Raw genomic sequence first — 6,853 nt, 5'->3', positions numbered from 1 at the left:
GGCGCCGACTGCTGCGCCTGCTCCCGCTCCGGCGGCTGCGCCGGAGCCCGCTGCCGCGCCGGCCGCCGCGGCGTCCGAAACCGATGAGGCGGACGCGGTGCTGAAGCTCTCCTCGATTGTCCTCGAGGGCTCCGCCACCGACCGGGACGGCGCCATCACCGAGGCCGGCAACCTGCTGGTGGCTTCGGGGAACGTCGACGCCGGCTATGTCGCGGCGATGCACGAGCGGGAGAAGTCGGTGTCCACCTACATGGGTAACCTGCTGGCGATTCCGCACGGCACCAACGAGGCGAAGTCGATGATCACCAAGTCGTCGATCTCGGTCGTCCGGTACCCCAACGCGATCGACTGGAACGGCAACCCGGTGAAGTTCGTCATCGGTATCGCCGGTGCGGGCAACGATCATCTGGAACTGTTGGGGAAGATCGCCGAGGTGTTCCTCGACGAGTCGCAGATCGCGAATCTCGAACAGGCGTCGTCGCCGGCGCAGGTGCGCGACGCATTCGGAAAGGTGAATGGCTGACATGAAGGCAGTGCATTTCGGGGCCGGCAACATCGGCCGTGGGTTCGTCGGGTTGTTGCTCAGCAACGCCGGCTACGAGGTGGTCTTCGCCGACGTGGCCGATGCTCTGATCGACGCGCTGGCGAACTCCGAGTCCTACGCCGTCAACGAAGTGGGGGACGACCCGCGCACCACTGTGGTGCGCGGGTACTCCGCCCTCAACTCGGCCAAGCAGGCCGAGGAACTGACCGCGGCGATCGCCTCGGCGGACATCGTGACCACGGCGGTGGGGGCGCACATCCTGAAGTTCGTGGCCCCGGCGATCGCCGCCGGGATCGCGGCGCGGCCGTCCGGGGCGGCCAAGGTGGCGGTGATGGCGTGCGAGAACGCGATCAACGGCACCGACATTCTCAAGGGCGAGGTCGAAGGGGCCTACCAGGGCGATGACCTGGCCGATCGGGCGCTGTTCGCCAACACCGCGGTCGACCGGATCGTTCCCGCCCAGGCGCCGGACGCGGGGCTCGACGTCACCGTCGAGAACTACTTCGAGTGGGCCATCGAGACCCCGCCGTTCGAGGGCAATGTGCCCGAGATCCCCGGCGTGACCTGGGTGGAGGATCTGGAGCCGTACATCGAGCGCAAGCTGTTCACGGTGAACACCGGCCACGCCACGGCGGCCTGGTTCGGTTACGCCGCGGGCATCGAGAAGATCTCCGACGCGCTGCTCGACCCGTCGGTGTCGGCGAAGGTCGCCGACGCGCTGGCCGACACCAAATCGCTGATCGTCGCCAAGCACGGCATCGACGAGGCGGTGCAGAGCGCGTACGTGTCGAAGATCCTGAAGCGGTTCGCCAACCCGTTCCTGCCCGACACCACCCTGCGGGTCGGACGCGGACCGATGCGCAAGCTGAGCCGGCACGACCGGTTCATCTCGCCGGCGTCCCAGCTGGCCGAGCGGGGCATGTCCTGCGACGGACTGCTGGCCGCCATCGGTGCCGGGCTCCGCTTCGACACCACCGAGGACCCGGAGGCCGTCGAACTGCAGCGTCTGCTCGGCGAACTCTCCCCCGAGGATGCGGTCGCCCAGATCACCGGCCTCGACCCCGATCACCCGCTCTACCCCGCGGTGCTCGAGGTCTTCGCCCAACGCCAGGCCTGACCACCGCACCCATCGGACGGCGCCCCGGAACTCCCGGGGCGCCGTTTCGCACTTTCGGGGACGGTTCTTCCGCGTTCGAGAATCGCACCTCGGGGGACGGTTCTGTCGGGTTCGAAAATCGCATGTCGGGGGACGGTTCTTTCGCGTGCGAAAAGCGAACGAGAAAGAACCGTCCCCACGCGTGCGAAGTTCGAACTTTCGAGAACCGTCCCCGGGTGTGCGAGGACCGGACGAACCGTCCCCTGGCCCCTGGCAGAAGGCATCCTCGGCGAGGACTACAGTGGGACGGCTTCAAATCGTCAACCGGAGGATTCGCCATGTCCGCCCCGTCCACCGCGGCCGTCGTCGCCGAGGCAGCCCTGCCCGACGGCGGGCAATTGCGCATCCTGCGGGTGGACGCCTCGCGCGCGTCCGACGTCGTCCCGATCGTGCACGCCGCCTTCGCCGCCCGGCCGCCGGTCGAGCCGCCGGCCGCGGCACTGGCCGACACGGCCGAGTCCATCGCCGAGAAGCTGGACGGCGGGTTCGGCGTCCTGGGTGAGCTGGACGGCGAGCCGGCCGCGGCGCTGATCGTCGAACTGGACGGCGACGACGCCGTCATCACCCGGGTCGCGGTGCATCCCGACCATCAGCACCGCGGCATCGCGAACGCCCTTGTCGGCTGCACGATGGACCTGCTCGCGCTGCGCGGCACCCGCTGGCTGACAGTGGGCGTCCGCACCGAGTTCCCGGCGCTCGGACGGTGGTGGCGCCGCCACGGCTTCGTACCGACCGGCGAACAGCCGCCGCTGGAGATCCTGCGCCGCACCCTGCCGGTGATGGCCGAGGCCGCCACCGCAGACGCCATGCGCACCCTCGGCGAGCGGCTGGCCACTCTGCTGCGGGCCGGCGACGTGATCATCGCCACCGGCGACCTGGGCGCCGGCAAGACCACGCTGACCCAAGGCATCGGCGCCGGGCTCAACATCGCCGGCCCGGTTATCTCACCCACCTTCGTGCTGTCCCGGGTGCATCCGGCCGTCGCCGGCGGACCCGCCCTGGTGCACGTCGACGCCTACCGGCTGGGTAGTTTCGACGAACTCGAAGACCTCGACCTGGAAGCGTCCCTGCCCGACGCGGTGACCCTGATCGAGTGGGGCGGCGGCATCGCCGAGGGGCTGGCCGACAACCGGCTCGAGATCGACATCCGGCGCGGACTCGACCCCGAAGACGAGACCCGGCTGGTGTTCCTGTCCGGCATCGGGGCGCGCTGGGCGGATGGACAACTGGAGGAACTGCGATGAGCCCCACGCTGACTCTCGGAATCGACACCTCGACCGACGTCCGGGTCGGCCTGGCCGACGAAACCGGAATTCTGGCCTCCCGCGCGGTGACCGACAGCCGCGCCCACGCCGAGCAGCTGATGCCGCTGGTGAACGCCACCCTCGCCGAGGCCTGCCGCACGCTGGACGACCTCGGCCTGATCGTGGTCGGCGTCGGCCCTGGCCCGTTCACCGGGCTGCGGGTGGGTGTGGTCACCGCGCAGACACTGGGGTTCGCCCTCGGGGTGCCGGTGCGCGGCGTCTGCTCGCTGGACGCCGTTGCCGCCGGTCATGTTGCCGCCGGCTACCCCGGCGGCGAGTTCCTGGCCGTCTCGGACGCCCGCCGCCGCGAGGTGTACTGGGCCCGCTACGCCGCCGACGGACGCCGCGTCGACCCTCCGTCGGTGTCCCCGGCCTCCGAGCTGCCTGAACTGCCCGTCGTCGGGCCGGGTGCCGGCCTGGCAGGCGGTACGCCGTCCCCGCTGGACGGTGGCGTCCTGGCGCTGGCCGGCCCGGAGTTGCCCGAGGTGGGGCTGTCGCCGCTGTACTTGCGCCGTCCGGACGCCACCGTGCCGACCAACCGCAAGTCGACGCTGCTGCAGCCGCGACTGGCGCGCGGGTTGGCCCGATCGTGACCGAGGCTGCTGTGATCGAGCGGGCCGCGGACGAGGTGCTGATCCGGCATGCGGAGCTCGCCGATCTGGACGCGATCCTGACGATCGAGGACTCCGGCTTCGACATCGCCTCGCGATGGAGTGCGGAGTCGTGGACGGCGGAACTGACCGGCGCCGACCGGTGCGTTCTGGTCGCCGACCGCCGCCGGTTGAGCTTGTCGGACCCGGATTGGTCGTCGCGGGGGTCTCGGCAAGCTCGATCCACAGATGCCTTGGTGTCTCGACAGGCTCGACCAACGGCTGGCGCCGAGTCGGGTTCTCGACCTACGGAGCTCGGGCTGCTCGGCGTCGCGACCTTCCAACTGGTCGCCGATACCGCCGACCTGCACCGCGTCGTGGTCGCCCCCGACCAGCGCGGACGGGGCATCGGCCGGGCTCTGGTCGAGGCCGGAATCACCTGGGCGGCCGAACGGCACGGGCAGCGGATGCTGCTCGAAGTCGAACACGACAATGAGGCGGCGCTGGCGCTCTACCGCCGGCTGGGTTTCCTGGAACTGGCCCGCCGCAAGGACTATTACGGTGCCGACCGGCACGCGCTGGTGATGCAGCGCGAACTCGTCCGGATCGATGAGACGGCGACGAACGACGGTGTACGGAATGGAGAGTTGATCCGATGAGCGGTCCGTTGGTGCTGGGCATCGAGTCGTCCTGCGACGAGACCGGGGTCGGCATCGTGCGTGGGCACGAACTGCTGGCCAACGAGGTGGCGTCGTCGGTCGAGCAGCACGTCCGCTACGGGGGAGTGGTGCCCGAGATCGCCTCGCGCGCCCACCTGGAGGCGATGCGTCCGGCGCTGGAGCGGGCGCTGGCCACCGCCGACGTCGACCTGACCGAGCTGGACGGCATCGCCGTCACCGCCGGACCCGGGCTGATGGGTGCCCTGGTGGTCGGGCTCTCCGCGGCGAAAGCCCTCGCCGTGGCGCTGAACAAGCCGCTCTATGGACTGAACCACCTGGTCGGTCACGTTGCGGTCGACCTGCTCGACCACGGCCCGCTGCCCGAACCCTGCGCGGCGCTGCTGGTCTCCGGCGGCCACACCTCGCTGCTGCTGGTCCGCGACATCACCGGTGACATCGTCGAGCTGGGTTCGACCATCGACGACGCCGCCGGCGAGGCCTACGACAAGGTGGCCCGGGTGCTCGGCCTGGCCTATCCGGGCGGTCCGGTGATCGACAAGGCGGCCGCCGACGGCGACCCGAAGGCGATCGCCTTCCCGCGCGGCCTGACCGCCCAGAAGGACTTGGTCAAGCACCGGTTCGACTACTCGTTCTCAGGCTTGAAGACGTCGGTGTCGCGCTGGGTGGAGACCCGCCAGCGTGACGGCGAGGACGTCCCGGTCGCCGATGTGGCGGCGTCCTTCCAGGAGGCGGTCTGCGACGTGCTGACCGCCAAGGCGGTCGACGCCTGCGAGCACTTCGGCGTCTCGGATCTGCTGATCGGCGGCGGCGTGGCGGCCAACTCCCGGCTGCGCACCCTGCTGGAACAGCGGACGGCCGAACGCGGCATCGTGCTGCGGCGTCCGCGACCCGGACTGTGCACCGACAACGGCGCGATGATGGCCGTGCTCGGCTCCGAGGTGATCAGCCGCGGACTGCGTCCGTCCAGCCTCGACATCGGCGCCAACTCGGGCCTGCCCGTCTCGACGGTGCTGGTCTGAGCCATGCCGTACGCACCGATCATCGGCGTCCTCGGCTACGTGCTGCACCCGGACGGTGAACGCGCGTTGATGGTGTTCCGTAGCCGCGACGGCGACGTGCACCAGGGCAAGTACAACGGCCTGGGCGGCAAGCTGGAGAACGACGAGGACGTCATCGGCTGCCTGCACCGCGAACTGATGGAGGAGGCCGGCATCACGGTCACCGCCGAACGGTTGCGCGGCACCATCTCGTGGCCCGGCTTCGGTGCCGGCGGCGAGGACTGGTTCGGCTTCATTTTCATCGTGGACGCCTTCACCGGCGAGGTGCCCGAGTGCAACGACGACGGCCCGCTGGACTGGCTGCCGATCGACCGCCTGCTCGGCAACGGAGAGCCGCTGCCGATGTGGCCCGGCGACCGGCACTTCCTGCAACTCGTCTTCGACGACGACCCGCGTGCGTTCCACGGCGTGATGCCCTACGTCAACGGCGTCGCAACCGGCTGGAGCTACCGCCGCTGAGCGACCACGGGGACGGTTCTTTCGGTCACCGGGGACGGTTCTTTTGGTCACCAGGGACGGTTCCTTTGGTCAACCGGGGGCGGCCATGCTCAGTCGAACGCACCAGGTGGCGGCCCGTCCGTAGCGTGCAGCTTCAACACTCCGGACTTGCTCATTCCGGTCGCGGACGCGATCTGGGCGTAGCGGACGCCTCGCATCCGGAGTTCGCGGATCACCCGTCGCCGGGTAGGGAGGGGGAGTGCGCGAAAGCCGGTGGGACTGGCTGTGCCGCACGACCGCTGGAGTAGTTCGGCGACGTCATCGGGTGCGTGCCGAGGCGGACGGCCCTTGAGCAGGTCGGCCTTCACAGGGGCCCGGCCGGCGGTGATCTCGGCGAGTCCACCGTCCAGCATTAGGCGCTCGAGTGCCGCGCCATCGACCAAGCTCGACTCCCGCCCGAGCCATCGTCGGCTGCTCCATCGGTAGTCGTCGGGACGTGTGACAAGACCCGCCTGCACAGGGTTGTCCCATACGTAGCGAACCAGCGCGAACAGGTACTCGTCGCTCTCAACGGGCCGGCTCCGGAAGCGATCCTGAAACAGGTGACCCACACGTCCGTACTTGCGGTTGAACCAGCCGGCATAGCGGACTCCGAGGCGCTTCATAACGTCCCCGACCGGCTCGTCGGCGGTTCGAAGCACCAAATGGACATGATTCGGCATCAAGCAGTACGCCAGCACTGCGCAACGCGAGGCCTCCTTGGTGAGTTCGAGCGCGTAGAGGTAGCGCTCGTAGTCCTCGTCCTCCAGGAAGATGGCATCGCGATTCACGCCCCTAGCCATCACGTGGTAGACCGCGGATTCAGCGAGTTGTCGAGCAGGGCGAGGCATGGTTCCTCCTGTGGTCAGTGAGGTAGGAGCCTAAGCAGCTGACGTCCCCGTTGAGCTGCTGCGATCGCAAATTGTGGATAACTCCGTCGAGAAGCGAGAACCCCGAATGGGTTGTGGGAAGCCCGGTGACCAAGGGAACCGTCCCCGGTGACCAAGGGAACCGTCCCCGGTGACCAAGGGAACCGTCCCCGGT

General features: G+C 69.2%; 8 protein-coding genes. 7 read left to right on the top strand and 1 reads right to left on the bottom strand.

The genetic code is table 11. The features are described 5' to 3' along the window. The 7 genes from QM624_RS15950 to QM624_RS15920 form a co-directional block, all read left to right on the top strand. Positions 1-523: PTS sugar transporter subunit IIA (locus QM624_RS15950; protein ID WP_415093574.1), on the top strand; the 523-nt coding region annotated here is incomplete at its 5' end. Position 524: 1 nt separating this feature from the next. Beyond that, positions 525-1,661, top strand: a complete 1,137-nt coding sequence (locus QM624_RS15945; RefSeq protein WP_415093571.1) for a mannitol-1-phosphate 5-dehydrogenase — start codon at positions 525-527, stop codon at positions 1,659-1,661. A 317-nt stretch (positions 1,662-1,978) separates the two neighbouring features. After that, positions 1,979-2,944 (top strand): tRNA (adenosine(37)-N6)-threonylcarbamoyltransferase complex ATPase subunit type 1 TsaE, encoded by a 966-nt coding sequence (gene tsaE, locus QM624_RS15940; protein WP_415093569.1) that lies wholly within the window; start codon positions 1,979-1,981, stop codon positions 2,942-2,944. Further along, the gene (tsaB, locus tag QM624_RS15935) at positions 2,941-3,597 is read left to right on the top strand and encodes a tRNA (adenosine(37)-N6)-threonylcarbamoyltransferase complex dimerization subunit type 1 TsaB (RefSeq protein ID WP_415093567.1); all 657 of its coding nucleotides are present in this window, start codon (positions 2,941-2,943) and stop codon (positions 3,595-3,597) included. The genes tsaE and tsaB overlap by 4 nt, the downstream gene beginning before the upstream one ends. Beyond that, positions 3,594-4,253, top strand: coding sequence for a GNAT family N-acetyltransferase (locus QM624_RS15930; RefSeq protein WP_415093565.1), 660 nt, complete (start codon positions 3,594-3,596; stop codon positions 4,251-4,253). Before tsaB ends, QM624_RS15930 begins: the two co-directional genes overlap by 4 nt. After that, entirely contained in the window at positions 4,250-5,293 is a 1,044-nt protein-coding gene (gene tsaD, locus QM624_RS15925; protein ID WP_415093563.1) for a tRNA (adenosine(37)-N6)-threonylcarbamoyltransferase complex transferase subunit TsaD, read from the top strand. Before QM624_RS15930 ends, tsaD begins: the two co-directional genes overlap by 4 nt. Positions 5,294-5,296: 3 nt before the next feature. Continuing rightward, entirely contained in the window at positions 5,297-5,791 is a 495-nt protein-coding gene (locus QM624_RS15920) for an NUDIX hydrolase (RefSeq protein WP_415093561.1), read from the top strand. An 89-nt stretch (positions 5,792-5,880) separates the two neighbouring features. On the opposite strand, the gene QM624_RS15915 is transcribed toward QM624_RS15920, so the two are convergent. Further along, positions 5,881-6,660, bottom strand: coding sequence for a transposase (locus QM624_RS15915; RefSeq protein ID WP_415093559.1), 780 nt, complete (start codon positions 6,658-6,660; stop codon positions 5,881-5,883). Positions 6,661-6,853: the final 193 nt, after the last annotated feature.

Source organism: Micropruina sp. (genome assembly GCF_047606365.1).
Taxonomy (GTDB): domain Bacteria; phylum Actinomycetota; class Actinomycetes; order Propionibacteriales; family Propionibacteriaceae; genus Micropruina.
Note: the sequence above shows the minus strand (reverse complement) of the source record. Positions and strands in the feature narration are given on the sequence as shown.

What these genes read in the sequence shown, in the direction of transcription:
- QM624_RS15945 (WP_415093571.1), top strand. Translation starts at nt 525, where the DNA reads ATGAAGGCAGTGCATTTCGGGGCCGGCAACATCGGCCGTGGGTTCGTC.
- tsaE (WP_415093569.1), top strand. Translation starts at nt 1,979, where the DNA reads ATGTCCGCCCCGTCCACCGCGGCCGTCGTCGCCGAGGCAGCCCTGCCC.
- QM624_RS15920 (WP_415093561.1), top strand. Translation starts at nt 5,297, where the DNA reads ATGCCGTACGCACCGATCATCGGCGTCCTCGGCTACGTGCTGCACCCG.
- tsaD (WP_415093563.1), top strand. Translation starts at nt 4,250, where the DNA reads ATGAGCGGTCCGTTGGTGCTGGGCATCGAGTCGTCCTGCGACGAGACC.
- QM624_RS15915 (WP_415093559.1), bottom strand. Translation starts at nt 6,660, where the DNA reads ATGCCTCGCCCTGCTCGACAACTCGCTGAATCCGCGGTCTACCACGTG.
- tsaB (WP_415093567.1), top strand. Translation starts at nt 2,941, where the DNA reads ATGAGCCCCACGCTGACTCTCGGAATCGACACCTCGACCGACGTCCGG.